General features: G+C 62.3%; 26 protein-coding genes and 1 pseudogene. 14 read left to right on the top strand and 13 right to left on the bottom strand.

Annotated features, from left to right (window positions below):
* Positions 1-215: 215 nt before the first annotated feature.
* From SIDU_RS19175 to SIDU_RS19935, 4 genes and pseudogenes are all read left to right on the top strand, one after another.
* On the top strand, positions 216-686 hold the full coding sequence (locus SIDU_RS19175; RefSeq protein ID WP_158514621.1) for a hypothetical protein: 471 nt from the start codon (positions 216-218) through the stop codon (positions 684-686).
* 818 nt (positions 687-1504) lie between these two features.
* Positions 1505-1921, top strand: a complete 417-nt coding sequence (locus SIDU_RS02020) for a hypothetical protein (RefSeq protein ID WP_007683837.1) — start codon at positions 1505-1507, stop codon at positions 1919-1921.
* Between the two features lie 20 nt (positions 1922-1941).
* Positions 1942-2541 (top strand): hypothetical protein, encoded by a 600-nt coding sequence (locus SIDU_RS02025; protein ID WP_148663239.1) that lies wholly within the window; start codon positions 1942-1944, stop codon positions 2539-2541.
* 20 nt (positions 2542-2561) lie between these two features.
* Positions 2562-2726: pseudogene (locus SIDU_RS19935) on the top strand (thermonuclease family protein); the annotation flags it as partial.
* A gap of 371 nt (positions 2727-3097) precedes the next feature.
* Here SIDU_RS19935 and SIDU_RS02035 read toward each other — a convergent pair.
* The 8 genes from SIDU_RS02035 to SIDU_RS02070 all read right to left on the bottom strand — a co-directional run bounded on the left by SIDU_RS02035 (position 3098) and on the right by SIDU_RS02070 (position 11534).
* Entirely contained in the window at positions 3098-4210 is a 1113-nt protein-coding gene (locus SIDU_RS02035; RefSeq protein WP_007683839.1) for a PIN-like domain-containing protein, read from the bottom strand.
* The gene (locus SIDU_RS02040) at positions 4207-4740 is read right to left on the bottom strand and encodes a hypothetical protein (protein WP_007683840.1); all 534 of its coding nucleotides are present in this window, start codon (positions 4738-4740) and stop codon (positions 4207-4209) included. The genes SIDU_RS02035 and SIDU_RS02040 overlap by 4 nt, the downstream gene beginning before the upstream one ends.
* A complete protein-coding gene (locus tag SIDU_RS02045) occupies positions 4737-6410 on the bottom strand; it encodes a DEAD/DEAH box helicase family protein (protein ID WP_007683841.1) in 1674 nt (557 codons plus the stop codon). Before SIDU_RS02045 ends, SIDU_RS02040 begins: the two co-directional genes overlap by 4 nt.
* Positions 6410-8737, bottom strand: a complete 2328-nt coding sequence (locus SIDU_RS02050; RefSeq protein WP_007683842.1) for an ATP-binding protein — start codon at positions 8735-8737, stop codon at positions 6410-6412. Before SIDU_RS02050 ends, SIDU_RS02045 begins: the two co-directional genes overlap by 1 nt.
* 17 nt (positions 8738-8754) lie before the next feature.
* Complete coding sequence (locus tag SIDU_RS02055) at positions 8755-9198, bottom strand: very short patch repair endonuclease (RefSeq protein ID WP_007683843.1); 444 nt, start codon at positions 9196-9198, stop codon at positions 8755-8757.
* Positions 9182-10123 (bottom strand): Eco29kI family restriction endonuclease, encoded by a 942-nt coding sequence (locus SIDU_RS02060; protein ID WP_007683844.1) that lies wholly within the window; start codon positions 10121-10123, stop codon positions 9182-9184. The genes SIDU_RS02055 and SIDU_RS02060 overlap by 17 nt, the downstream gene beginning before the upstream one ends.
* 61 nt (positions 10124-10184) lie before the next feature.
* Positions 10185-11345 (bottom strand): DNA cytosine methyltransferase, encoded by a 1161-nt coding sequence (locus SIDU_RS02065; protein WP_007683845.1) that lies wholly within the window; start codon positions 11343-11345, stop codon positions 10185-10187.
* A gap of 12 nt (positions 11346-11357) precedes the next feature.
* Positions 11358-11534, bottom strand: coding sequence for a ribbon-helix-helix domain-containing protein (locus SIDU_RS02070; RefSeq protein WP_007683846.1), 177 nt, complete (start codon positions 11532-11534; stop codon positions 11358-11360).
* A 420-nt stretch (positions 11535-11954) separates the two neighbouring features.
* Between SIDU_RS02070 and SIDU_RS02075 the strand changes: the two genes are divergently transcribed.
* The 3 genes from SIDU_RS02075 to SIDU_RS02085 all read left to right on the top strand — a co-directional run bounded on the left by SIDU_RS02075 (position 11955) and on the right by SIDU_RS02085 (position 16847).
* Positions 11955-12257, top strand: a complete 303-nt coding sequence (locus SIDU_RS02075; RefSeq protein WP_007683847.1) for a hypothetical protein — start codon at positions 11955-11957, stop codon at positions 12255-12257.
* A 476-nt stretch (positions 12258-12733) separates the two neighbouring features.
* Positions 12734-13534: a hypothetical protein gene (locus SIDU_RS02080; protein WP_007683848.1), complete on the top strand. Its 801-nt coding sequence runs from the start codon at positions 12734-12736 to the stop codon at positions 13532-13534.
* Positions 13527-16847: a DEAD/DEAH box helicase gene (locus SIDU_RS02085; protein WP_007683849.1), complete on the top strand. Its 3321-nt coding sequence runs from the start codon at positions 13527-13529 to the stop codon at positions 16845-16847. Before SIDU_RS02080 ends, SIDU_RS02085 begins: the two co-directional genes overlap by 8 nt.
* A 60-nt stretch (positions 16848-16907) precedes the next feature.
* Here SIDU_RS02085 and SIDU_RS02090 read toward each other — a convergent pair whose 3' ends face one another.
* The 3 genes from SIDU_RS02090 to SIDU_RS02100 form a co-directional block, all read right to left on the bottom strand.
* Positions 16908-17921: a hypothetical protein gene (locus SIDU_RS02090; RefSeq protein WP_148663240.1), complete on the bottom strand. Its 1014-nt coding sequence runs from the start codon at positions 17919-17921 to the stop codon at positions 16908-16910.
* A 66-nt stretch (positions 17922-17987) separates the two neighbouring features.
* Complete coding sequence (locus SIDU_RS19605; protein WP_007683851.1) at positions 17988-18188, bottom strand: hypothetical protein; 201 nt, start codon at positions 18186-18188, stop codon at positions 17988-17990.
* Between the two features lie 335 nt (positions 18189-18523).
* Positions 18524-18754, bottom strand: coding sequence for a hypothetical protein (locus SIDU_RS02100; RefSeq protein ID WP_007683852.1), 231 nt, complete (start codon positions 18752-18754; stop codon positions 18524-18526).
* A 260-nt stretch (positions 18755-19014) separates the two neighbouring features.
* Between SIDU_RS02100 and SIDU_RS02105 the strand changes: the two genes are divergently transcribed.
* The 3 genes from SIDU_RS02105 to SIDU_RS02115 all read left to right on the top strand — a co-directional run bounded on the left by SIDU_RS02105 (position 19015) and on the right by SIDU_RS02115 (position 20571).
* A complete protein-coding gene (locus SIDU_RS02105; protein ID WP_039979714.1) occupies positions 19015-19488 on the top strand; it encodes an Hsp20 family protein in 474 nt (157 codons plus the stop codon).
* 101 nt (positions 19489-19589) lie between these two features.
* Positions 19590-20105, top strand: a complete 516-nt coding sequence (locus SIDU_RS02110; protein ID WP_007683854.1) for an Hsp20/alpha crystallin family protein — start codon at positions 19590-19592, stop codon at positions 20103-20105.
* Entirely contained in the window at positions 20089-20571 is a 483-nt protein-coding gene (locus SIDU_RS02115; protein WP_007683855.1) for an NADH dehydrogenase ubiquinone Fe-S protein 4, read from the top strand. Before SIDU_RS02110 ends, SIDU_RS02115 begins: the two co-directional genes overlap by 17 nt.
* A gap of 425 nt (positions 20572-20996) precedes the next feature.
* On the opposite strand, the gene SIDU_RS02125 is transcribed toward SIDU_RS02115, so the two are convergent.
* Together SIDU_RS02125 and SIDU_RS02130 are read right to left on the bottom strand one after the other, a co-directional pair.
* Positions 20997-21266 (bottom strand): usg protein, encoded by a 270-nt coding sequence (locus tag SIDU_RS02125; protein WP_007683856.1) that lies wholly within the window; start codon positions 21264-21266, stop codon positions 20997-20999.
* A complete protein-coding gene (locus tag SIDU_RS02130; protein WP_007683857.1) occupies positions 21263-21499 on the bottom strand; it encodes a hypothetical protein in 237 nt (78 codons plus the stop codon). The genes SIDU_RS02125 and SIDU_RS02130 overlap by 4 nt, the downstream gene beginning before the upstream one ends.
* A gap of 271 nt (positions 21500-21770) precedes the next feature.
* Here SIDU_RS02130 and groES point away from each other — a divergent pair, with 271 nt between their 5' ends.
* From groES to SIDU_RS02150, 4 genes are all read left to right on the top strand, one after another.
* Complete coding sequence (gene groES / locus SIDU_RS02135; RefSeq protein WP_007683858.1) at positions 21771-22085, top strand: co-chaperone GroES; 315 nt, start codon at positions 21771-21773, stop codon at positions 22083-22085.
* Between the two features lie 55 nt (positions 22086-22140).
* Positions 22141-23766, top strand: a complete 1626-nt coding sequence (gene groL, locus SIDU_RS02140; protein WP_007683861.1) for a chaperonin GroEL — start codon at positions 22141-22143, stop codon at positions 23764-23766.
* A gap of 56 nt (positions 23767-23822) precedes the next feature.
* Positions 23823-24008: a YdcH family protein gene (locus SIDU_RS02145; protein ID WP_007683863.1), complete on the top strand. Its 186-nt coding sequence runs from the start codon at positions 23823-23825 to the stop codon at positions 24006-24008.
* A gap of 203 nt (positions 24009-24211) precedes the next feature.
* Entirely contained in the window at positions 24212-24424 is a 213-nt protein-coding gene (locus SIDU_RS02150) for a hypothetical protein (protein ID WP_007683864.1), read from the top strand.
* Positions 24425-24484 lie beyond the last annotated feature (60 nt).

The raw sequence follows: 24484 nt of genomic DNA on the forward strand, positions 1-24484 counted from the left end.
GGTCGGGTTCTGGACGGGAAGCTCCGGCTGACGAGAGATTGGCTGGGATAAGGCATGCATGCCTTCGACATAGCAGAAAAATCTATGCTATCTGCCCAAAATAAAATTCAATTGTCAACACTATGGTTAGACCGCATGAATTGCATATGGTCATTAAATGTAAAAAGACATACGCGGGTTTACATAAAAATCTTTTTGTTGACTGGATAAATGCAATGGCTTTTCATGTGAATATTAGTGGAAAAATGAATTTATTAATATATTGCGAAGAATATCTCTTATGTAAATTGCGTGCAATTTTCGACTATGCCTATCGGTGCGCATCGTCGCTTTCAACTGCCTGCGATTCGGGCAAGCAATCCGTCTGCGCCGTTGGTCGAATCAGCGGTCTGGGGACTGCTCGCCTATCTGGCGCCCTTTTTGTGGCAATCCTTCCCGTCGGGACAATCGCGGCACCTCCTGCGAAGTACGAGCAAATTTCGTTTCCCGGCAAGACGATCCTCGCCTATCGACCGCTCGCCCAGCGCAAGCGCGTTGTCGGCAAATGTCACCCCGAAGGATCCAAGGCGATCGCCTGCGAAGCGCAAGCCGCGATCGCACGCAAAGAAGCCTTGGTCGCGAAGCAGGCATCCTCGCTTCCTGACGCCGGTCTGGCCCATGAAGATTCAGATGAACTCTTACAATAAGACGCTGCTCGTCTGAGGTCTCACACGTCAGCCAGGCCGACAATCATTCTGCGAACGGGTCCAGTTTACTCGGTCAATGGAGTACCTTGAATTGCGGCTCGATCATACCTGTTCGTAGATATTTATGGTCGCAATGACCTGACCTTCGACAACGGCGCCGCGAAAACCTGCCAGTCAGCAAACAACCCGAACCAGCGGCCTTAGGGCGCGAACGATCAGGTAGGAGGTTCCAAACGAAGGATTTAACCCGCATTTTCGCCAATCGGCCGTTTGCGGGTTAAATCTGCAAAATGATCGCGTGAACGCTGACACGTGGTAGGCAGCAAGATCAAGCGGCTGGATGATTCCGGCGCCATTCTCATCTATTGGCAGCATATCCGTGGTTTCCTGAGGAGACACTTCGTCCACGGGCGGTTGCCGGTTCGCGCGCGAAGAAGAGGTGCTGCACGTCACAGCGTGAGTGCGCCAAGGAGAATTTGACTCAGAGTGGCCATCTCGGCATCAGCCCCCTCCATGATCCGGCGGCACGCCTCGGCAGTCGTGCCCCGCTGCGCCAGCACAATCTCAACTTCACACAGCTTCCAGGTTCGGCGGCAGGAAGGGCGGCCGTGGCCAGTAGCGTTCCGGCTTGTGCTTCTTGCTCGGCATTCGTCGTCCCTTCGTGGTCCAGACTATCAAAGTCTCTGGTCCACTCAGCCGGGGGCAGATCAAACCCGAAGCCTCCGGTTGATCCAGCCGTCAATTTGCTTTTGTTCATCGCAATTTAGGCACTCTTATGCTTACTGTCCGTGCCGCGATCGCGGGAAATAGGGGGGTTCATGATTCGTTACGCATTGCCGCTGCTGCTCGCTGCGGTATCGCCGGAGGCGTTCGCAGCAGATAACGCAAACACGCTCACGCATGGCATGGTTCAGATGACTGTCCGCGTAGGCCAAACGACCCAGGCAGAGGTGCTGGAAACGTTCGGAGCGCCGAACATCACGACGATTGATGGCAGTGGCCAAGAAATGTGGGTCTATGATCGGCACGCCACGGTGACTGCTGACAGTTCGTCTGGCTTTTCCATCGGTATGCTTCTTGGCGCGGGTGGTGGTGGCGTTGGTGGTGGAGCGGGACTAGGCTTCGGAAAGTCCAAGTCCAAGTCCACTCAGTCGAGCCGAACAATGACTTTGGTGCTTAAATTTGATGCGCGGAAAGTGGTCTCTGACTTCCGCAGCCGTAGCAGTTCTTTCTAAACGGGTGATAGGGGGTTTTCTTGAAAACATTTTTTGCCGGCGCCGCACTGGTGTGCTGTTTCGTTGCGCCTGTGGCGCACGCTAAAAAAGCACCGCAGATAAGCGGCCTTGAACTTCAGCAGATGCAGGCGCGAGATATCGAAGGATCGAAGGAACTCGTGTTCGGTGCCGTCATGTCCGTGCTTCAGGATGCTGGCTACCGCATTCAGGCGGCCGACAAGGACACCGGCTTGATCACGGGTTTGGGATCGTCGACCGGTAAGATGACCTACAATCTGTGGACGGGCTTCGGTAAATCCAAGAAAACTCCGATAGTCTCGGCCTTCATCGAGCAGACCAGTCCCGCAATCACGCGCGTGCGGATCAATTTCGTCATGGGTAAGGTCAAGAGCACGCTTTATGGCTCTCAGCCGCAAGATGAAGAGCCAATCCTGGACGCCGCGACCTACAAGGACGCCTTCGAAAAGATCAATCAAGCTGTTTTCCTGCGCGCCAGCATGACAACCTCGGCTCCAGCACCTGCTCAGCCTGCAGCATCACCCGTCCCGCCAGCCGCGCCCGCGGCGAAGCCCACCACGACGTCAATGGTGGACAAATCGCTGGAGATCAACGCCCGCTGACATGTCGGGGCATGCAATCTCTCGTCAATGCTGGTCCATTCACGCTTGAGCCGATCGGGCGAGACAGCGACAAATATCAACGCAAGCTACGTGTGCTAGTGAGGAATGGCCGGTCGCTTGGTGACGTACTCGTGAGCGAGGGGCTCGCGCGGACTTGGACCGGCCGACGGGAGCCCTGGTGCTGATGCGCCCGCGTTATCGATGGAAGGACCGGCAGGAGGACTTTCTGAGCCGCCGTAGTCCCTGGCCGCTTCGTATCGAAGCAATCATTCTCGCTGCCGCAATTCTTGCGGCTGTCGGTAGCGCGATTAAATCATTGTTTGATTAGGTGACCCACTGGGAGGGGCAGCTTTTCACACGTACCTTTCGGTAACCGGAAGGACCGCAATCGGCCAGTCGAGTTGATTAGCGGCCGGACAACCCTGCGCCCTACTTCGGTCGTTCAGCCGGTCGACGTTCGATCCCGAAAGCGGACATTGGTCTGGGCTGTATTCCGGTCCTCTTGGGCGCTAGATGTGCGGGCGGGTTCTTTCCGCAGTGTCTGGCCACGCGAGGCTCATTTTTCGCCCTCGTCGTCATCCGTGTCGTCATGAACGCCAGGGGCGTCATTCAAGCGGCGAAGTTCTGCGTTCAGCTGCTCCAGCCTAGCCCGAAGCGAGTTTCGATCCATGGTCTTCCGATCGAACTCGGTACCCGGCGTTCCAGAAAGCGCCTGTACGACACGCTCGCGCTCATCCTCGAGATCAGAGATCCTGTCGCGCAGAGCCGCCGCCTCGTCGGCGTTGCGCTGGCGGCGACGCGCGCGCTCGTCGTCTCGAAGGCTTTGCGCGACAACCTCGACCGTTTTCTTGATCTCCGGATGTCGATCACCAGCAACGCGCAGGAAGTTCATGAACTCATAGATGTGGAAATCCTGCCCCGAGCCAGCGCTGAACTCCTCGACCAGTTCAGGTCGCGGACCGAGCTTGCGGCCGCGATGAAGCCACCACCAATCCTCCTTCACGTCATCGGATATGAAGATGACGGGCCGCCCCTCTGCCTTTGCCTTGTCGATCATGTCACGCCAGATGATCAGGTCGCCAAATTTGTCGCCATCGCCGTCCTTCTTGGCGTCCTTGTACCCTGGCGGGACTTTTCTGGCGTAGCGGTCCTCGCCCTCCTTCTTGAGGGAGGCCAGTCGCTCCGGCGGCCAGCGTTCGCCGACACGGCCCTCAAGCAATTCCGTCAGCTTTGTGATCGCGGCCGCGATCTCCATCTTGGGGTGGTCGCCGCGCGCATTGTTCATTCGCGCACGGAACCCGGTCAGGAAGGTGTCGATCGCCGCCAGTTCAGCGGCACCATCGATGACCGGGTGCGCGCGCATCTGTCGCAATCTCTCGCGCGCTTGATTCAATGCGCTGTCATAGTCGGCGATCAGCTTTTCATAAGCATCCTCCGCGCCAATCTCGACATCCAGCCGATTGCGATGAAACTCGAGACCCACCTGGTGCGGAATCCACAGCGACTCGCGCAAGGTTTCGAACACCCGCAAGAGTTCGTCACGCACCGGCGCGGGATGCCGGATGCAATGCAAGAGGACATTCGCGTCAGGAACGAACAGCGCGTGGTCCCATAGGGTGGCGAGCGCGCTGGCGTCCTTCGGATACCATCCCTTGAAGCGATCCCTCATTCGTCGTCCAGCCATTCCATCCGCGCGATGCCAAGCCGCCGCGCTGCTTCCTTCACCAACTCGCGCCGCTTGGGATCCTCCGTCTGGCCGCTTTCCACAAGGACGACACCGAAGGGAGACGCATTGCGCGAGGCGCCGCGTTCGAAGACGGCGAGCAGGATCGACTTCCATTCCCGGCTGCGTCCCCAGCACAGGACGCGACCATCCTCCAACCTGAGCCCGTGTGGCTTGATGAAGCGCTCCGGTGCGTCACCGACCGCCTCAATTCCAAGCGTGGCGAGCACGACATCCTCGCTGCCGAGCAGACGCTCGCGAACATAGGGTTTGACCAGCGTGTCCTTGATGTAGACCCGCACGGCGCGAGCATCCATCAGGTGCGCCAGCTGCCCACCGATCGAAGGATCCCTCGTCCAGCGCTCATAGAATGGCGCGCGCTCGGCATAGGGCAGCGACATCCAGCCCCGCTCGTCGCACTCGGCCCAGAGCTTGGCCTGTATCGCGTCGCGGATTTGTAGCGGCAGCTTGCTCATTGGACCGCCCCGCTTGGCGGCACTGGCGGAAAGTCGAAGGCGGGCAGCTCAAGGGTCGGATCTCCCTCGCGCGTGAACAGATCCGCCTGATCCTTCATCCAGTCCAGCATGAAACTACCCGCGCTCTCGTCACGGAACTGGATCACTCCAGGCATCCGAAGGCGCTCGACATCACCACGCACTGCCTTCTCCAGCTCGACCACCTCTGCGAGCCGCCGGAGGTCGCTGACGAAGTCGATCACCACCACCTTGTCCTTGTTCGGGCTGATGCGCAGCCCACGCCCGAGTTGTTGGACGAAAATGCGCCGGCTGTGGGTAACCCGCATGAACACGATCATATCAACATCCGGCACATCGACGCCCTCGTTGAACAGGTCGCGCGTGGTGATGACATCAATCGAGCCCTTGCGGAACGCGGTCATCAGGCGGTCCCGCTCACGGCCCGACATTTCACCGGTGATGGCCTCCGCCTTGAAGCCGAACAGGCGTAGCGTGCCGGCGAAGCTGTGAGCGTGCGTGACGGATGAGCAGAAGACGATCGCGCTCCTCCGGCGCTCCGTGTCGAATGTGGCGCGTATCGATCGCGCGGCCTCCTCGTCCCGCGTCGGCAGCAAGAGCAACTTGTTGAGCTGGTTGAGCGAGTAGCTGTTGCGTGAGCTGTTGCGCACGAACTCCCAGTCAATGTTATCTGCGAGCAGCCGATAGTCCGCCTCACATAGGAAGCCACGCTTCAAACCCTCCGCGATTCCGATCCGAATCACAGCGGGGCCCAGCAGATGATCGATATCATAGCCATCGCCACGCCATGGCGTCGCGGTGACCCCGCCAATCATCGCGTCCGCCAATCGGTCAGTCACCCGCGCGAAGCTTTCCGAGCCGACATGATGCGCCTCGTCGATCAGCAAAAGCCCGAAATCAGGCAGATCGTCTAGGCGCGAAACCGCGCTTTGAACCGTCGCGAAGGTGATCCCGTCCCAGTCGCTGGGCTGCTCGCCTCCCATCAGGCGATGCGTCCCGACCCAAGTGGGAAGCTGATCCCAGAACGCGCGTTGGAGCTGATCCACAAGCTCTCGGGTGCCGGCGAGGACCAGCGCGCGCCCATGGGGTATCGCTTCATCCCTGAACATCTGGGCCACGCTCTCGGCGAGCACCACAGTCTTGCCAAGACCAGTCGCCAGCACGGCCTGCGCTCGCCCGGTCTCCCGCAGCGCGCCGACGAACTGCTCAACCGCCTCGTCCTGATAATCGCGCAGGTCCCGGCGTCGCGGCGGATATTCTGGGCTGCGGCGCGCCATCTCCAACAAGGTGGCCGGCTCGAGGATGCCGATCTCCAACCCAAGCGCTGCCCAGCGGCGCGTCGCCGTCTGCATCGCGGGGCCAGCGCGACGACTGGTCGCGACATAGATCCGCTCCGCGCCGTAATAGCGCGCTGCGTCGCCGACCTCATCGACGGCGGAGGGAGAGGGATATCCATTGGTTGTGAACTTGCACTGGATGACCCAGAGTTGGCCGGCCTTCACGCCCAGCACATCGGCGCCCTTATCCCCCGCGCCGCCCACGATGCGCACATCGTCGAAGCCGTTGCAGATCAACAGGCGGGCCACGTCACGCTCGAACGCGCGCCACGGGCCAAGCAACAAGCGCCGCGCGTCGAGGAAGGGCTCGCTCATCAGACCGCGACGTCGGGACGCAGAAGGCGCAGGGAGCAGGTCGCCCTGATAATCGCGTCCCGGGAGGCGCGTTCTATCTCGGCCGGGGTCTGCTCGGACAGCCAGATCACATCGCCGAGATAGGCATCGTAGCGCGCGACCGTCGCCTGCCGAGCCTCGGCGGTGATCTCGGGATCGCCAAAGTCGATCGCCTGATGCGGCTCGTCCCAATAGCGTCCGTCGAGAAACAGCTCGGGGCGGCGATTAAAGAGGCCTCGCACCGTGGCGCCATCGGCGTAGTCCCAGGAGCGCCCGTCCTCGATCAGAGCGCGAGGGTCGGGAACGCCGCGACCGGCCATCCTGCGCGCCATCGCCGCCCGGTCGCGCTCGACCAATTCGTCATGGATGGGGACAGCGTCGGCCGATGGAATGAGCGCGCTCACCGCGCGGCACAGGTCGGCGATGGCGTTGGTGGCGAGGCCGATGATCTCCTGTGCGTCCAGCCGCGTGTCCACGCTGTAGACCGAGCGGAAGTCCGCCAGCACGGCGCCCGTCGTCGCCTCCATGCTCTGCCCGCGGAGGAACTCGATCGTTCGATGCGTGAGCTCCACGAGCATCGCGTCGAGCGGGGTCATCGTGGTCGAGCGGAATATCTCGTGGGTAGCGTCGAACAGATAGGCGTAGGTCCGTGTCGACACATCCTCCAGCCGCACGATCCAAGGCTGACCCGGTGGGAGGTCAGGATCTCCCGGCTCCACCGCGAACGCTTGAATGTCATATTCGACACGGAAGGTAGGATGGACATAGCGGCGCGACAACTCGTGGACGGGGCGACGCGCGGGCGGCGGGGGCGCGGGCGAGGGTGCTGCCTCCTCGCGCGGATTTTCGTCAGTTGGCGGATCTGGCGGCGAGGCGTCGCCGAGGAACCCGTCCGGCACTGGCGGGGGCGGCGCGTTGGGACCATCGCCCAGAATGCGGCGATCCTGTTCCTCGATCAGCTGCCACCAGCGCTCGTCGGACAGAAATTCGACCTCGTCCTTGGCGAACTCGGCGGCCATCTGCTGCGCCCGGTCATTATCCTGCACGACGAGGACGCGGGACCACAGGCCGTTCTTGCCCTGCGGGCTGCTGCGGCGGAACGCCTGAAACAGCTTGTAGAGCGGACTGTGATTGTCGGTGTGGCCCAGCTGCCGCGCGGCGTTCGGGCGGAGCGGCCCATCCCCGCGAACGACCCGGACCATCTCGGCCCATGCCGGATCATCGCGCTCGAAGCGGTTCTTGGTGTAGCTCACCTGGCAATGGTCGAGGTGGATCTCCCCGATGAAGCGACCACGGCTTCGCGGATCGTCGATGGGATATTCCACCTCAACGCTGTCGCCGTCAGACCAGTTGAATAGATCCTTGTTGCCAATCTCGATCTTGCGGCCATTGCGGATGAGGTCGAGACCGAACTCGCTCTTATCGAGATAGCGTTGCAAGCCCACCCAGCCGCGAAGCCGTCGCGGCGTCTCCACCACCGCGCAGCTGTCACCGCCGGTCGGGCAGCTCTCCTCGTCGCTGGCGAGGGTTCGCATGCAGTGGTTGCAGAATCGGCGTGGCGCGAGCGGCACGTCGAAGCTCTCGACCGCGTTGACGATCGTGCCGTCGGTCAATTCCACCGAGCGCTCCGCGCTCCACACGCATGGCCTGAGCGGGTTGATCCGGGAATTCGAGACCTCGAGGCGGATGGTCCCGACCTCGGATGTGCTCAATAGCGAGGAATAGGCGCGCGCGAGGTGCTTGCGGATCGTCGAGCGATTATTCGCCTTCGCGAGATAGGCGCGCTGCTCGGGCTTGAGCCGCGTGATCGTGATGTCGGTGCCGTGACGAGCTGGGTCCGTCTTTGGTCTGGTCTGTCGCGGGACGCGGTAGTTGCCAGTCGAGCGCAACTCATTGAGATCGATCCGAACTCCGACCCATTCGGGGTCCCCGGCGCGCGTGGTCCAGACCTCGGTCACCATGCCCATGCGAGCGGTTGCGATGTTGAAGCCCATGCCGAAAAGGCCGAGCTTCGACAGCGCGTCATTGCCCGACCAGCCCGCCCTCAGCGCGTTCTCGAGCGTGTCGATCGACATGCCGGGACCATTGTCGGTGACCTGGATCCGGGAGCTCTCGCTGTTGGTCGTGGGAATGGCGACGCTGACCTGCGGCCGGTCGATTGGCTGGTCGGCGCGCGCCGCGTCGATGAAGCCATCGATGGAATTGTCGATCAATTCGGCGAGACAACGCCACACCTCGAGATTGATCTCGCCAAGCATCTGAAGGACGCGCGGCGCGGGCGTGAGGTCGAGTTCCTGATCCTGTGACATCCAATCTCCGCCGCGGGCTACCCAGTTTTTCCTGGCCGCCGCAGCGCGGCCTGGATTTCCGTGATGATCATGTCGAGAGGCTCAGCGCCGAGTTGGCATTCCCAAATCTCGAACACTCGCCATCCCCCCGCCTCAAGCTTAGCCTTAACCGCCTCGTCGCGCGACCTATTTCCCCGCAACTTTGGTTCCCAGAACTCCTGCCTCGACTTCGGCATGCGCGCCAGCTTGCACGCCGGATCTGGATGCTGATGCCAAAAGCACCCGTGCACGAATATCGCGACCTTGCGCTTGCGGAACACGATGTCCGGTCTGCCGGGCAGGTCCTTGGCCTGGAGGCGGTAGCGCAGGCCAGCCGCGTGTAGCGCGCGTCGCACCCGCAACTCAGGCTTGGTGTCGCGTCCCCGGATGAGACGCATGCGCGCGCTGCGCTCCGGGTCGATTTCGTCAGTCGTCCGCGCCACCAACCTCCTCCTCGGAGGGGCCGGCCGCGTCCTCATTGGGACCGACCTCTCGCTCGTTGGCGCCCCCGCCATTCTGCCTGAACCCCTTGAGCATTTCCTCGAGAAGCGCGGCGTGATCGCGGCGGGGCGGCACGCGCTCCAGCGTGGCCGCGATCCGGGCGGCGATCTCGTCGGGCGAAAGCGAGTTCTGGAGCCGCTCGTCAAGCGCCCACTGCCGGCCGGGATGCACTACGTCCCACGGCGAGCGCTTGTTGGCCCGGGTCGAGGCGGCATCGCCATGCTTGCTCATGCCCCAACACGCCTTTGTTTCGGCATTCCACACGGGCCAAAACGTGCGGATGAGATGCTTCTCGGCCACAAGCTGAGCATTTGTGGCGCAGACTAGGCGGCGGGAGAGGAAGTCCTCAAGTCGGATGGGTGACAGGCCATTGGGCAGTTGATCAGCATATCCGGCGGCGGTCGCGATCGTGCCCGCATGCTCCAGAAGGCGCGCCGTCAAGCGCGCGCCTTGCTCGCGGGTGGTGCTGGCATCATCGTTCGCCGGGTCGGCCTTGCCGACATAGATTGGGGTCTCGGACCGGGAGATCCCGGCGTAGAGCGGATGATCACCAGAATAATAGATCGCGTAGACACCCGAGCCATAAGACGACCTGATATCGGTCAATCGAACCAACGGCTGGGCGAGCAGCGCCAAGGACACCATGCGACCCACGATCTTGGGATCGGAGGGATCGAAGGTCGCGCTTGGCATGCGCACGGTGTCAGTGACAGCTCGCGCCGTCTCCACGGCCACCGCATGCGCCGACAGACCCTCGCGGATTCGCCGAACCACGGCCTGTGGTGGGTTCTCGCCAGCGGCGGCGAGCACCGCGTCGAGCGCGTCCTGCAAGGCATTGATCGCTGCGCGATCCGGTGACAGTGCCATTCCCACCCCCTCGCCGGGCGGGCGCCAGCGAATCAGATATCGTCAATCCCGCGCGACCTAGCTAGGCGGCGCGGCGCCGTGACGCCAGCGCTCGGACGCCGCCCAGGAGATCAACGACGCGGCGCGCCGCCGCCTCGGCGAGAGGCACCGGAACGGCGTTGCCCATTTGGCGCATGCTCTCGCTCCACGAGCGCGGAAAGCTGAACGCATCCGGCAAGCCGACGAGGCGCGCGGCCTCGCGCTTGGTGAAATAGCGCACCGAGCCATCGTCGCGCACCATCATGTTCTCACCGCCCGGGACCCCGTGATCGCCCGCCTTGAGCGCCTTCGCCGGCAGGTCGAGCGGACTACCGGTGTGACCCGCGTAGACACGCGCGCCATGCTGCGCGACGTGACCATTCTCGCCATTGGGTTCGCCGAGATCAACGAGCACATCACGGACGGTCCGCCAGGGTTCGCCCTGGGGCTCGACACTCGCCGCGCGAATGGCGGCGACACGCCGCTGATCGTCACGCCGCGACGGCGCGGCGCGGCGCTTCAGGCCATGCCGATCCCAATAGGTCCCGGTGACATACTGGTCCCAGAGCAAGCGGTCGCGCGAGTGGGTCGCCGGCATCGGCGTCGGCTCGACACCCTGATCCGCCCTCAGCCCGATAATGATCACACGGTGACGAATCTGCGCCGCGCCGAGATCGGCAGCGTTGACCACCTGCCAGCAGGCGCGATACTCGCGATCGGCGTCGCTGCCGCGCAGTCGCGCGGTGTGATCCGCCAACGCCTCGCCCGGCCGGCGCGTGATCGATGGCCGCTCAAGATGCGCCACGATCCAATCCAGATACTCGCGAAAGCGGGGACCAGCGAGATTGCGGACATTCTCGAAAAGGAACGCGCGGGGTCGGCCCTCGCGCACGGCGCGGACCGCCTCAGGCCACATGTCGCGCGTGTCGGCCTGACCCATCTTCTTGCCGCCAATCCCGAACGGCTGACAGGGCGGGCCGCCGGAGATGAGGTCGAGTCCACGATGGGCCGACCAGTCAATGTCACGGACATCGAGCTGATCCATTGGCCAGTGCGCGACATGCGCGACGCCGGCCGCGCGGTTGTGGCGCACCGTCTCCACCGCGTCGAAGTCGAACTCGGCCATCAGCTCATGTCGAAAGCCCAGGAGGGACATTCCCATCGCCAATCCGCCGCATCCGGCGAAGAGTTCAGCGCTCCGCATCTTCGCCTTCTCCTAATCCAACGGAAGCATCGGCCCGCCGGCACGATGCTCCAGAAATCTCTCAATGGCCTTGCGCACCAGCCAAGCGACCTTCACGCCGTCGGCCTCCGCCAGTCTCTCCAGCTCGGCCTTCTGGCGACGGCTCAAAGTCGTCGTGACCCTCTCGGCGTCGCGGCCATCCTTGCCCATTCAACGTCTCCGCAGCGGTCCGCGGCATTCCGCGGCGTTTCGGCACAATGCCGAATTTCGCCGCACGACTCAATCATAATCGAGACAATGGAACAGATCAAGAACATAAGGCGTCGCTCGCGGGTGGAGTCGTTCCCGGCGGCAACGCCGCCATTTGTCACCTAACAAACGCCTGAACGCCGGTGGAAGCGCCGCGCGAATCCGCCACTAGCACCGAAAAGTGGTCGTCACTAGAGCGGGTTAGCTGACGCGACCGCCTCCGAGCGCCCTCCGCGCTCGCGATCGCGGCGTCCACTGCGCGGAGCGGGCGCTTGTCTGCTGCAACCAGAACAGCGGCTCGCCGTACACGCGCTCGTCATAGCGAAGCCGCTCGTAGATGCTGACGATGATCCCGTCCGGATCGGCTTCACGCTGGAGGATGTGTCCGTCCTGCTCGGCTTGCCGCCAGCCTATGTCGATGTCGCTATCGAGATATCTGTTGGCGAGAAGCTCCGCATCTTGCGCCGCGAGGTCGATCCCATCGATGATGTGGCACTGATCCGTCTGGCGGATGGCGAATTTCAGCGCGATGGTGCACCGCTGGCGATAGACGACAGGGGCGGCACCGACCTGACGGATGACATCGCCGCGCTCGTCGAAGCCTGTGAGCAGGGAAGCAACCCCCGTGTGATGTTCCTGGAGGCTATTGGTCGGCGCCTCACAGACTATGAGCGCGGCCGCTAGGATGCTTCTGCTTCACTTGGCGAAGCGTGGTGATGGCGCTTGCCCGTGACAGCACGAGCCCGATACAAGGGCGCGCGAGCCTCGTCCGCGAAGCCTAACTGCTACCCGGAAGCTGACAATCCGCTTCCGGCCAGCTGGAGCCGATCAGCAGCCTGACTGCACCGCGCCAAATCTAGGCCGTTCAACTGGGAATTTAGCGCGCCCGTGGGCGGTCAGTCCGCTTATGACCGGGGCTGGGACTTACCAGTCATTCCGCCGCCACAAGGCCAACGACAGGTCATTCGCCAAAACCAGACATCCGCACCGACCTGCCCCCGAGTGTAACCCGCACTTCTAGCGATCAATTGCATCCAACTTGATCGGCTTGAGCTTAGATATGTTCTCATTGGAGCCGCCGATCTGTATATCTCTCCGAAGGCCGTGTTCGGCATCACTTTGGAGGGGGCCATGGACGGGTTAGGGTCTTCAGAGGCGCGATGCCTCTCACGCTGATACCGATATCGCATGGAACTCTTTGTCATGGCTCGCGGTGGACCGTTTCCGACGAGGACGATCTTGCCAGCAAGGTCGCGCGCTTGGCGCTTGGGCAGACGCGACATGTAGCAGCGATCCTGACCGGTATCGACAAACGGCCGCCTGTCACCCGCGCGGACACGGCGGCCGGTGCGATCAAACTGCTGACCGTGCCGAAGGATAAGCCCCCGTATCATCGCGATGGCTGGGTTTTCCAGGCGATCTCATGGATCGCGGCGCACCGTGCCGATGCCGGAGCGGTGATCCGCGCGCCGCATATGATTCATGCGCACAAGGGCTTTGATGGCTTCCAGTTGAAACTCGATGAGTCCGGCCAGACCGTCTCAGCGGTGGTGATTTTCGAGGACAAGGCGACGGAGAACCCGCGCAGCACGATCGCTGGAGATGTGTGGAAAGGCATCCGAGATCTGGAAAGCGGACTGCGCATGAACGAACTGATCCCGGAGGCTGGCGGCCTACTCGAAGCCCACCAGCAACGATTTCCCGAACTCGATATTGACGGTGCGGTGGAACGGATAGCCTGGGAGGAAGCCCGGCATTTTCGTGTCGCGGTCACAGCCGACATAGCTCATGACAATGACGACGCGCGAGCTGCACTGTTTAAGGGGTTTGACGAGGTTGCGCCTGGGCTCGCGAGTCGCCGCCAAGCGGAAACCATTGCGATCCCGAAGCTGCGCGACTGGATGAAGGCTTTTTCGGCTAAGGCGATCAAGCAAATCGAGGCATGGCGGGACGATGTTTGATCCTGTCACGATCGACCTTATCAGAGGCGCACCGCCACTTGGCGACCTCGACTTTTCCGAGCTGCCCCAACGCTTCACCAATGCCTTCGCCGAAATCGTCGCAGCGCGAGTCCGGCTGCGAGGTGCCACAACGGTCGAGCAGCGCGGCGAAGCCTTTATTGAGCTGCTTTCGGAGATGCGCCGTCTGGCGGCGGCGCAGGAGCTGCTCGTCGCAACTGCGCCGGAGCGTGCCGACCGCGCCTCGGCCGCATTCGTGGCCGGCACCGCACACCAGCTGTGCCTCATGGCCGAGACCGTCGTAGCCGAAGGCGAGCCGTGTTTTTCCAGCATTAACGCTATCCATGCCGATCATGACATCTGCGCGACGCTGCTGTTCTTGATCGCGGACTCGCAGAGCGACGCTGCCGAGATGGCCAAGCGGCTCAAGCGTCCGGACGGCGACCTGAGCGCCGAAGGTCGACTGGTCGCCGCGATCGCCGACTTGGCTAATGGCCGTCTGCGCGAAGTGATCACCAGCGAGGTCGACGAAGACAATTTCGAATTCTACGATCCTCCATCTGATACAACCGCCAGCGGTATCGCAGTGGAAGCGCTTCTTCGCCGGCTGCACGCGGGCGTCATCCAGCTCGCGCGTGAGCTGCTCGTTCCACCACACGAGGGCGTCGCGGCGGATGCGATCCCGGAATCGCGCCGCATTTTCGCCCAGGTGCGCGACCTTTCCGTCACCCCGATTGAAGGTGTGTTCGAAGAGGATGGTCCCGAGGTCTTCAGTTCCTTTCCCGGTCCGCTCCACATCGCCAAGCTGCTGCTGGCGGTGTCGGGCGATCTGGCCGAAGCAGCACTTTGCCGGGTTCCTGCGCCGAATGGCATCGACCCAAGCGCGTGGTGGCAGGTCATTCGCCGGGCCGCGCGCAAGCGCCCCTATCTCTGGCGAAATCACCGCGAGGCGCTGGAGAAGGGCTATCTCGCGAAAGGCGTTTCGGCGGCGGTCAGCTTCCCAACCGGGGGAGGCAAGTCGACGCTGGCAGAACTTAAGATCGCTGCGGCGCTGCTTGGCGGCGGACAGGTCGTTGTGCTCGCGCCGACACTGGCGTTGGTCGACCAGACCGCCTTCACGCTTGGCAATGCGTTTAAGGACTATACCGTTCTCGGCGATCTCGACGACGAGATCACCTTCTCCGACGTCCTCGAGCTTCCGGAGATAATCGTCACCACGCCCGAGCGCTGTCTCGTGCTGCAGTCGATACAGCCGGAAGCATTCGCGCAGGTCGCGCTCGTTGTGTTCGACGAGTGCCACCTCATTCATCCTCGCGAATCCGACCGCAGCCGGCGGGCGATCGACGCAATGCTGTGTATCCTAAATCTCACTAGCTATGCGCCCGGTGCCGACCTGTTGCTCGTATCTGCGATGATGCAGAACGCCGAAGAGATGGCCGGCTGGGTGGCCGAGCTCACCGGCCGCCCTTGCCTCCCGCTCGACCTCGCTTGGAAGCCGACCCGCCAGGCCCGCGGCTGCGTGGCCTATGAAGCCGCGCGCATCACCGAGCTCAACGAACTGCTCGCCACGGAACAGCTCACCGCGACCACTAAGGGCGTGCCCAAGCCTCTCGCAAGCCGCCTCGATGCGGCGCCCTTTGCCTTTTTCTGCCTGCGGCAGACCTGGGCGACCCGCAAGCGCGACGACTATGCGCTGATGGCGCTGCTTGACGAGGCGGTGCCGTTCGCGACCGGCGTGTCAGAAAAATCCGGCGACTGGTATATGACGCCGAACGGCAACATCGTCGCGGGTACGATCGCCGCGGCAGCAGCCGAGGACGGCCTCAAGACCCTGACCTTCGTCCAGAGTACGATCGCCGCCGAATCCACCGTCCGGCATTTTCGTAGCCTGCTGCCCAAGCGTCGCGTCGTGCTCACCGAGGAGGAGCAAGGTTGGCGCAAGCTGGTCGAGGAAGAGATGGGCGGGCCGCAGCACTGCTATCTCAAGCTAGACGCTTCCGGCCAGGTTGATGGGAGCGCCACCAGCCATCACGGCCAGCTGCTTAAGCCCGAGCGCATGCTGCACGAGTCGTTATTCAAGCGGCGTGACGGTGTCGACGCCCTGTTCGCAACTTCGACCCTGGCGCAGGGCATGAACCTGCCGAGTGACGTGGTCCTGATCGCCGGCGACAGCCGCTGGGACGTGTCGGACGACAAGTTCAAGCAGCTGGACGCGCACGAACTGCTCAATGCCGCCGGCCGGGCCGGGCGTGCGGGCGAAGGCGGCCAGGGCTTTGTGCTGGTGGTGCCGAGCAAGATCATAAACATCGATGATGTTGACAATACGATCCATCGCCACTGGATGTCGCTCCAGAGCATCTTCTCGCAGTCGGACCAGTGCTTGCAGATCGATGACCCGATAACCGGCCTGCTGGATCGCATCCACATGCATGCGCACGAAGGCAATGAGGACTATTTCCTTGCCCGACTGCCAGTCGGCGAGTCGGATGCGCCCGACGAACCCGCCAAGGCCATGATCCGTCGATCCTTCGCCGCGTACCGCAAGCGCCAGGAAGGCAAGGCCGAGTGGATTGAAAGCCGCATCGTCGCAGCGCTTGCGCGCCGTGACGAGCTGGCGCCGAAGCAGGACCTGAACTGGCTCGAGCGAGTGGCTGCCTCCGCGGGGCTACCCTATGAGGTCGTCGCCAGCCTGGCCGCGCTGATCGAGGCGGGGGCGTTTGACGGTGACAGCACGGACTGCATGAATAGGTTGTTTGAGTGGATCGAGGCCAACCCGACCTGGTTGATGCACCTGATCAGGCCCAACGACATCGAAGGGCTGTTTGGGAAGGACTATCGTGCGATCGCCGGCAATGCCGCCAAGGCGAAGGTCGCCTTGCCGCAGATCAGGCCGCTGCTGACCGCATGGATGGCGGGAAAGCCGCTCTGCGAACTCGAACGGGCGATCGGAACCAAGGAGCATCTTATCAAGACCTGCGAGACCGCGCGGCACTTCGCGGTTCGCCTTGTTCCGGACTTGGCCTTCGTCGCCGGCCTGCCGGCACGCATACTCGCGGCAAGAGCCGTGGCGGCTGGAAAAGAGCCTGTCATGCCGATTGTCTTGCAGACTTTGAGCGGCGTGGTCCGCAAGGGCTGCGCAAGCGCTGAGCAACTCGCGAACGCGGTGCATCTGAACTCGGATTCACGGCCCGCTGCTCGTGCGCAGTTCCTGCAGATCGAGCGCCATATTCCAGCGGGCGAACCCTTCGAGACTTTTGACACCGTCCTTGAGCGGGTCCGGCATGCTCATCTGCTCGCAATGTTCGACGAACTCTAGCAACTCTGGATCAACCAATCAGCCTAGCCGGCCGCGACCGAGGGTGACTCATGGCGACGGTCAAAGCGTGAGCATGTCGGCATAGTCCAACATTGGCCCAATCGAGAGAAAGACGGGCTTCAACGGAGCCGACGGCCTGCGCTTTGGCCGGAAGACAATCCGTGCCTCCTTTTGGTAGGCGTACCCGAAGTGCTTCGCCATTTCGGGCACCCTGAACTTCGAATAATCTCGGTACGGATCGTAATAGATCACGCTGCCTTCCATCGGCTCGTAGTCCGGGTTCGATGCGAGGAAAGTAGAGATCAGCCGTTGCTTGAATCGAATGGGATCGTGGATCACGATCGCCGCGTCGGCCTCAAAGTCCGTTGGCATCCGATAGTGGATGTGTTCGCAAAGGCTGACGAGAAAATAGTCATCGAACACGAGGGGCAGGACGATGTCGTCGTCGTTGAACTCCAAGCGGTGCCCTTGGAAATCTAAATACGTCCGATTCTCCATCCGCTCCCGCCAAGTGGGAATGAAGAACGTCCGGCTGGTCTCGTCGTCGCGGACAGCGCTGAGGAGGTTTGCGTCGTTATAGAGTCCCGCGTTAGCGATCCTCATCTCGCCATGTTTAAACATCGGTTCGAGGAACTGGCGCTTGCCATATTTGACGAGGATAGGCCCTGTCGGGGTCGAGTAGCCTTCAAAGAGCGTTACACCGACCGGCGTCCCCTTCTCGAAATATTTGAGCAGCGGCGCACGCGCCCTGCCGATCACCTCGTCAGGCGGCATGCCATTTCGTCTCGCCCCGTATTCCTCGAGCATATGGGTGAAGACCTGCATGTATTCGTCAGTCTCCGACATCGCGACCATCGTGATCTGGCCTTGCGGACTGACCTCCATGGCGTTCATAAAGATGTTGCAGAAGCGCTCAGCCACCCGGTCCTCTGGCGCCCCGAGTAGGTAGGGCCGCGCGAGATACGCGTGACGCCAGACCTCATGGAGAGCCAAGCGGGCAGGCTGCTCCGACTTCCACTCATAGTGGCGGCGCCTGGCCTCTACAGCCTCATGCCGCTCGCGAATCTGCTCCACGCTCACTTTCATAGTTGATTAGATAGCATCTCCGTCGCACCGAGCATCACATGCGGTGCGTCAGGATCACCACGGCAGTTCATCGATAAACAGGATCAATTCCTGGAAATCCGCGGGCCCAAATCCAAAGGCATGCCCGCTCTCGTTACGGGAAAATCGCGCGACTGCATCGATCACGGCGGCACTGAACCCTTCGTGGCGGGGATCGTGTTCGGCTTGCCATGCGCTGAGCGCCGCGAGGCGCGCAACGTAGCCGGATGGTTTCAAAACGACGAAGTCGTTCTCGCGTTGCCCGAGGGTCCGGTGTGATCGAGGACCAGACGTTCACCGATGACGGAGTGGGCGACCAGCTTTGGGTCGCGCGCTGCCGGAATCAGAACGCCGCAACATGGTACGAAGCCGCCATTCGTCATCCTGGCTGTGAACGGCGGGTTCCCGATGGAGCAGACCTTCGCGGCGCTCAAACAGTCAGCAGCGCCCTCATCGCGGGTGAGGGGCGAATCATCCTTGCAGCTGTCTCTCGTGAAGCTGCTAGCTCTGAAGCACCAGCAGCCAATCGTTCCCAGACCATCCGATATGACGTGGCCGCAAGGCGCAGCCAGCTACGTGGCGCCTGCTTCGGCGGCAATAAGCATCCCATACCATTGTCCGGTAACGGTGCGGATCATTAACATCGGCCTATCGTCTGCCTCGGGCTGAAGCCGATAGCGGTCGTGATCGGCGTTATTCTCGAGCCAATGCCGCGCCCAGGTCAGCGCTGCAAATTCGCTATCGAGGTCACCGTTCTTCACCGCGATACTGCCGTTGTCCTCGCGCACTAACTTCCATTCCATAGCTTTGAACCTCCTTTCTCGGGCTTAATCGCCGGGTAAATTTGTGAAGCGAGATCAGGTTCCTACCCACTTACTGACGCCTCGGCAGCGCAGTGTCCGCTCCCTGCTCATTTTTTGGCAGAAACATCTTGAAAGCCGGAGCACGAAAATTAGCTCAATGATACCGGACGCCAAACCGGGTCCGGTTGGACATCGAGGGCGCCGGCTCATCGATACCGGCGCATCTCATGCCCAAATTGCTTCATTTGGAGGATTTGGAAATGAGACCGAACTTCGACTTTACCCCTTATCGCCGATCGACGGTCGGCTTCGACCGGCTGTTCAACCTGCTCGAGGCGGGTGCGCGCGAGGAAGATGGCTATCCGCCGTTCGACATCCAGAAGATCGACGACGATAATTTCCGCATCACTGTCGCGGTCGCCGGCTTCAAGCCGGAGGATATCGAGATCGTCGCGCATCAGAACCTGCTCTCGGTGACCGGCAAGCGCGCTGACGACGCCGACAAGGGCGAATATCTGCATCGCGGCATCGCCGCCCGGGCCTTCGAGCGGCGCTTCCAGCTCGCCGACTTCATCGAAGTAGGCCATGCGAACTTCGAGCACGGCCTCCTGTCGATCGAGTTGAAGCGCGTGGTGCCTGAAGCGATGAAGCCGCGCCGCATCGAGATCGGCGGCGCCACTTCCGACAGCAAGCTGCTGGGCGAAGCGAAGGAAAAGGCGGCCGAGCCGGTCTGATCCCCGCGCCCATCACCCTGCCGGCGCCGCCTGCCGATACCCCTCGCATGCGGCGTCCGGCAGGTTCAGCCTTTCATCCAGCCAGAAAAGGAGATGTCATCATGGCAATTCGTGATCTCATTCCCTGGAGCCGGCAGGAAAACCGGCTGCCCGTTCCGGTGAGCGCCGAACGGGAAAGGGACGCCCATCCGTTGGAGTCGCTCCACCGCGAGGTGAACCGTCTCTTCGACGATGTCTTTCGCAACTTCGGCATGCCCGCCTTTGCCGATTTCGACCGCTTGTCGGGATGGCCCCACCTTGAGCTCGGCGAGACCGACAAGGAAATTCGCGTGACGGCGGAACTACCGGGTGTGGACGAGAAGGACGTGGAGATTTTCGTCGAAGACGGCGCCTTGACCCTGCGCGGCGAAAAGAAGTCCGAAGTCGAGGACAAGGATCGCGGCTACTCGGAGCGCAGCTATGGCCGCTTCGAGCGCCGCATCGGCCTGCCCAGAGGCATCGAACGCGACAAGGTCGCGGCTACCTTCAAGAACGGCGTCCTCACGGTGACGTTGCCTAGGACGGAGGCGGCGGCACAGAACATCCGCCGGATTCCCGTAAATGGCGGCGCCCGCTGACGGCCGGGCCCGGACTTTCGAGTCCGGGCCTTCGGCCAACGACAACCAGGCGGTTGCCCTCGCAGGTGCGACCTCGTTCCCGCACGGCGCCAAGGCGATTATCGAGCCGCTGACCCTAGCCACAAACGGCGGCCGACGCCGCCGAAATCGATGGCGGGTCAGGTTCGCGCCGCGCTGGGGCCCGGTTGCCGACCCGCTGATGGGTTGGACCGGCGGAGGCGATCCCCTCGCTACGATCGAGCTGCGCTTTCCCGACCGGGCCTCGGCCGAGCGATATTGTCAAAGGCAGGGTCTTATCTTCGAATGCCGGGCGGCGCCATCGCTAGGCCAAATCCGTCCAGCTATCCCCGATGCCCTGGGTCCCGTGCTTTGCTGCTGGACCACAGGCCCGCATGCCCTGTGCTGCGGCAATTTCCCTTGCGCCAGTACCGCCGCCAACGGCGAGGATGAGCGCAGGTCTGCATAGCTTGGGGCGCGCTTCAGGTAGGCGAGGATTGCTTGTCAGAGCTCGCAGCGTGCGAGGGACGCTCGTGTCGATGCCATGCCTCGTCGAGGGCAGTGAGCACGCGGTCGATAACCGCCGCGTTGCTCGCCCCCTTGGGCAGTTCGCGGACCGCGAAATGCTGCAAAGCGGACAAGGTCCTTATTGGGCAAGCGAAGCTCGATCTGCTTCGTGGCCAGTTTGTTCGGCTCGATGCCTTCGGCGGCTCGGCCACAGGCCAGCATGTGATCGAGCAGCCATTTGCGTTGGGCAAAGGTCCACCCCAGCGCTCGCAGCTCGGGGGGCGAGATCGACAGAAGCGCATCGCGAACTCATGATATCACTAAACGGCAGGCGTACCGGCACATCGTCCGGCTTCGGCTTGCGCCACCGCTCGAGCAGATGGCGCGTCACCGGATATCGATCACGCCATCGACCGCGCGCCACTCGGTGGGGCGGATCATCCCCTCATGCGAAATGCACACAGAATGAAGCGCGGCCTCGATCTCGCGCCGCCAGTGATCGAGGAACTCGAACAGCACCGGGAAATCGGGCGCGAGATCGTACTCCTGCCAGACGAACAGCTGCAGCAGCGAGGGCGCATCGGGACGGTAGTAGTGGATCTCTGCCGTCGTCAGCCGACGGCCCTCTAGCTGCACGATGAAGTCCCGCCGGCTCATGGCGAAGCGCTGGGACCTTCCGCGGGCCTGTCGAGCGCATGCATGGCGGCAAGGATGTCATCGATCGGCACCGCCCGCTTGGCACCGGGCGGCTTGCGCATTGCGGGCTGGTCACGGACCGCGACACGGTCGGATGCCCAGGACGCCAGGATGGCGCGTTTCACTTCCGGCTCCAGGCTCGGGTTGTGTGCAACGTCGAAGGGATGAAGATAACGGGAAAACGGCTGCGACATGGCTGTGCCTCCTTCCTTGGTGTCGCTCCTTTCTCATCTGTGGGCGCAGCGCCCACGTCGCGAATTTTGGAACGCAGGCGAGTCGCGTCAAGAGGGAAAGTCGCTTCAGAACAACTTGATATGCTGCGGTTTGGCACTCAGCGCTTACGAGTGCCAAATTTTTTCGCGCACCATCTTGACGCAAAAAATGACCTTTCCTAATTCCGCGTCACCTGTCGTTCGAAGGATTGGCAGGTCTATCACATCTCAGTTTTGCATCTGGAGGTTATGCATGCATTTCCGCCCTTTGCACGACCGTGTGGTCGTCCGCCGCATCGAAGCCGAGGAGAAGACCTCGGGCGGCATCATCATCCCCGACACCGCCAAGGAAAAGCCGCAGGAAGGTGAAGTGGTCGCCGTCGGCGCGGGCCTGCGCGACGATAGCGGCAAGCTCTTTGAACTCGCCGTCAAGGCGGGCGACCGCGTGCTTTTCGGCAAATGGTCGGGGACCGAGGTCAAAATCGACGGCGAGGATTTGCTCATCATGAAGGAGAGCGACATCCTCGGCGTAATCGAGGCCGCGGCCCAGCTCAACCAGGCCGCCTGACAGCGACCTGCATCCTCTGACACGTGGAAGGAAATCGAAGAAAGGAGACGAGGCAATGGCTGCCAAGGAAGTGAAGTTTGCGTCCGACGCGCGTGATCGCATGCTGCGCGGCGTGGATACGCTGGCCAACGCAGTGAAAGTGACCCTGGGGCCCAAGGGCCGCAACGTGGTCATCGAGAAATCGTTCGGCGCGCCGCGCATCACCAAGGACGGCGTCACCGTCGCCAAGGAAATCGAACTCAAGGACAAGTTCGAGAACATGGGCGCGCAGATGCTGCGCGAGGTCGCGTCGAAGCAGAACGACAAGGCCGGCGACGGCACCACCACCGCGACCGTGCTCGCCCAGGCGATCGTGCGCGAAGGCACAAAGGCCGTCTCGGCAGGCATGAACCCGATGGACCTGAAACGCGGCATCGACCTCGCCGTCGGCGCCGTGGTCAAGGACCTCGAAGCCCATGCGCGGAAGGTCAGCGCCAACAGCGAGATCGCGCAGGTCGCGACCATCTCGGCGAACGGCGACGAGGAAGTCGGCCGCATTCTCGCCGAGGCGATGGAGAAGGTCGGCAACGAGGGCGTCATCACGGTCGAAGAGGCCAAGAGCCTCGCGACAGAGCTTGAAACCGTCGAGGGTATGCAGTTCGATCGCGGCTATCTGTCGCCTTACTTCGTGACCAACGCGGAGAAGCTCAAGGTCGAGCTCGACGATCCCTACATTCTCATCCACGAGAAGAAGCTGTCGAACTTGCAGGCAATGATCCCGCTGCTCGAGCAGGTAGTGCAGTCGGGCCGGCCGCTCCTTATCATCGCCGAGGACGTGGAGGGCGAGGCGCTGGCGACGCTGGTCGTCAATAAGCTGCGCGGCGGCCTCAAGGTTGCAGCGGTCAAAGCGCCGGGCTTCGGCGATCGCCGCAAGGCCATGCTGGAAGACATCGCGATCCTAACTGCTGGCAACGTCGTCAGCGAGGAACTCGGCACCAAGCTCGATAACGTCACGATCGGGATGCTCGGCCGAGCCAAGAAGGTCATCATCGACAAGGACAATACGACCGTCGTCGATGGTGCCGGAGCCCGCTCGGACATCGATGCCCGCGTCGCCCAGATCCGCGCACAGATCGAGACCACGACGAGCGACTACGATCGCGAGAAGCTGCAGGAACGCGTGGCCAAGCTCGCGGGCGGTGTCGCGGTGATCCGCGTCGGCGGCGCGACCGAGGTCGAGGTGAAGGAGAAGAAGGATCGCGTCGATGACGCACTCCACGCCACTCGCGCCGCGGTCGAGGAAGGCATTCTGCCGGGAGGCGGTATTCCGCTGCTGCGCGCGCTCAAGGCGCTTGGCGGCCTCAAGGCGGCGAACGACGACCAGCAGTCAGGCATCGATATTGTCCGCCGCGCACTTCGCGCGCCGGCACGGCAGATCGCTGACAACGCCGGTGAGGATGGTGCCTTCATCGTCGGCAAGCTCCTGGAGAGCGAGGACTACAATTGGGGCTTCAACGCCGCCACCGGCCAGTATGAAGATCTGGTTGGCTCCGGCGTGATCGATCCCGCCAAGGTGGTTCGCACCGCGCTCCAGGATGCCGCTTCGGTAGCCTCGCTCTTGATCACGACCGAGGCGCTCGTCGCCGAAGCACCTAAGGACGACAAGGGCGCCAAGGCCGCAATGCCCGAAATGGAGTACTGACACACCAAGGGCCCGGCTGCCGCTGGGCTCCATCATCGAACATGAGGAACTCGACGATGAATGACCATTATCTGCGCTACCTCGAGCGCGAACATTCGCGGCTCGAAGCTGAAATCCGAGAGGAAGAGAAGCGACCTCTGCCGCGCCATTTCCTGATCGGCCGGCTCAAGAAGCTGAAGCTGGCGGTGAAGGATCAGATGGCGGCCTGCTCGGGCCACAAGGCCGAGCGCGAAGCCGCTTGAGCGAATGTTCGGTGCGGACGACTTGCGCAGGTGCCCGCCGCTTCCCGGTAGCGAGCGTTTGCCGGAAACCCGATGGCGCCCATCTGCGTTGCATGATCGTCCGCCTCGTTCGGGGAAGCTCGCGAGGATGGACAGGGGAGCCCCGAGCCAGCTGCCGGGGCTCCTTTCTCTTCCAGCAGTAGGTAAAGCCAAGGAACTTGGCAATGCACTGGCGTGTAACGAGACGGCTGCCTGCAGCTAGCGAGAATGGCCGGAAACACATCATCGTACAGATGGAGAAGGGCGAGGAAATCGATTTCATTTTGGAGGCCGGCCTGGCGGTGATGCGCCTCCCTGACGGCACCTTTCGTATCGACGAGACGGGCGAAATCATCCGAACCGCTGGCTCGATGGTGGTCAAAACCGAACGGTTTTGACCCCAAGGCTTCAGCCGCTCCGCCGTCATGCTGGTCACGCCCGTTGCCTCGGCCCCAGCC

This window comes from Sphingobium indicum B90A (assembly GCF_000264945.2).
Classification (GTDB): Bacteria; Pseudomonadota; Alphaproteobacteria; order Sphingomonadales; family Sphingomonadaceae; genus Sphingobium; species Sphingobium indicum.